Source organism: Streptomyces sp. NPDC058459 (assembly GCF_042721685.1).
Lineage (GTDB): Bacteria > Actinomycetota > Actinomycetes > Streptomycetales > Streptomycetaceae > Streptomyces.
In genome coordinates, this window is the sequence record NZ_JBHXLV010000400.1 from 1 (window position 1) to 1,947 (window position 1,947).

The 1,947-nt window shown below is 75.9% G+C and carries 2 protein-coding genes and 1 pseudogene; 2 read left to right on the forward strand and 1 reads right to left on the reverse strand.

Features of this window, described 5'->3' with window-relative positions; all coding sequences use genetic code 11:
• Positions 1-41: 41 nt before the first annotated feature.
• Positions 42-215, reverse strand: a complete 174-nt coding sequence (locus tag ACFWN1_RS33080) for a thiazolylpeptide-type bacteriocin (RefSeq protein ID WP_018548797.1) — start codon at positions 213-215, stop codon at positions 42-44.
• A gap of 186 nt (positions 216-401) precedes the next feature.
• Between ACFWN1_RS33080 and ACFWN1_RS33085 the strand changes: the two genes are divergently transcribed.
• Both ACFWN1_RS33085 and ACFWN1_RS33090 read left to right on the forward strand, forming a co-directional pair.
• On the forward strand, positions 402-1,730 hold the full coding sequence (locus ACFWN1_RS33085; protein WP_384370409.1) for an amidohydrolase: 1,329 nt from the start codon (positions 402-404) through the stop codon (positions 1,728-1,730).
• A pseudogene (locus ACFWN1_RS33090) lies at positions 1,676-1,947 on the forward strand (hypothetical protein); the annotation flags it as partial. The gene ACFWN1_RS33085 and the pseudogene ACFWN1_RS33090, both read left to right, overlap by 55 nt.

Below are 1,947 nucleotides of genomic sequence, written 5' to 3' on the forward strand. Positions count from 1 at the left end.
GCACCGAGGCGGGCCGGGGACCGTGGGTACGAACGCCTGGGTCAGGCGGTGCAGGAGGTGGTGCTGGTGGTGCTGGAGCAGGTGCTGGTGGAGGAACAGCTCGTGGACGAACCGAGCATGACCTCGCTGGCGTCCGAGTAGTCGGTGATCTCGAAGGTCTCCGACTCCAGGTCCAGGATCTCCTGGGCGAGGGAGGCGAGGTTGTTGTCAGCCATGATGGCTCCTTCCGGGTCAGGTGGCCTGCTGCCGGCCGGGAGGACCCCGTCCGGTGGTGCGCTGAACCTGCCGGAGGAGCGAGCCCCCGGTCACCTCCCTTTCTACGCGCGTCCGGCGCCAACTCCCTTACCGATGGCTGTCACTTCGCTGACACCCCCGTACGACGACCCCCTGGAGTCTGTGCAGTGAGCAGCGAACAGTGCCGTGCGTCCGCGACCGGGGGCGGTGGTGTGCCGCCCGGTCTGGACGCCCTGCTGGCGTCCACCGCCGAGCTGTATCTCGACCTGCACCGGCATCCCGAGCTGTCCGGCGCGGAGGAGCGCACCGCCGCCGCCTTCGCGGACCGGCTGACGGCCGACGGCTTCCAGGTGCTGCGCGGGGTCGGCGGCCACGGGGTCGCCGCCGAACTGGCCAACGGCGACGGCCCGGCCGTGCTGCTGCGCGCCGAACTGGACGCGCTGCCGGTGGCCGAGGAGACCGGCGTCCCGTACGCCAGCACCGCGACCGCGCCGGGCCCCGACGGGCGGCGGGTGCCGGTGATGCACGCCTGCGGGCATGACGCCCATCTGGCGTGCGCGGCCGCCGCCGCCCGCTGGCTCGCCGAGCACCGGGACCGCTGGCGCGGCACCCTGCTGGTCGTCGGGCAGCCCGCCGAGGAGACGCTGAGCGGTGCGCGGGCGATGCTGGAGGACGGCCTGTACGACCGGATCACCGCGCCGGACGTGGTCCTCGCCCAGCACACCGCCGCGTTCCCGGCCGGCATGGTGGCGCACGCCGACGGGCCGCTGCTGGCGGGCAGCGTGACACTGGAGGTGGTCTTCGAGGGGGACGGCGGGCACGCGGCCACCCCTCATCTGACGGCCGATCCGCTGCTCGCCGCGGCCGGCGCGGTGACCCGGCTCTCCGCCGTCGCCGCCCGCGAGAGCGACCCGGCGGAGCGGCTGGTGCTCTCCGCCTCCTCGCTGCGCGCCGGGGACACCGCGGGCTCCGGGAACGTCATGGCCACCCGCGCCGAGCTGCGGGTCACCGTCCGCGCCCTCTCGGAGGCGGCGCTCGTCCGGGGCACCGCGGCGGTGGAGCGGGTGGTGCGCGCGGAGGCCGCCTCGGCCGCGCTGCCGCCCCGGGTCACCGTCAGCGAGCTTGCCCGCTCGGGGGTCACCCGGCCCGACCCCGCTGTCACGGCGGCCGTCCGCGCCGCCCACCAGGGTGCGTTCGGCTCCGCCCGCGTCACCGGCTGGCCGGCCTCAGCGGCGACCGAGGACTTCCCGCTGCTCACCGGCGCGGGGGCCCGGCTGCACGGCCATCCAGGCATCCGGGGCGCCTACTGGATGCTCGGCTCGGTCGGCCCCGCCCAGTGGGCGGCGGCCCCCGGCACCGGACCGGCGGAGAAGTTCCGTAGCCTGCCGAACAACCACTCCCCCCGCTATCTGCCCAGCGTCCGCCTCACCCTGGACACCGGCACGGCCGCGCTGGTGACGGCCGCCCTGGCCCAGCTGGGACCGGCGGCGGGGTGAGCGCCGAGGAGGCGGCCGAGCCGCCGCGTACCGGGCTGAAGGCGATCCCCACCGAGCGGCAGTGGGCGAACCCCGACTGCGGACTGAGGACCCCCGCCCGGCCGGAGACGCGGGCGTCGCTGGAGAACCTGGTGGCGGCGGCCCGTACGGTACGGGGTGAACCGCGTCAGACGCGGCTCCCGTTCGCGAGCGAGTGTTGGCCCCGGCTCCGCGGAGG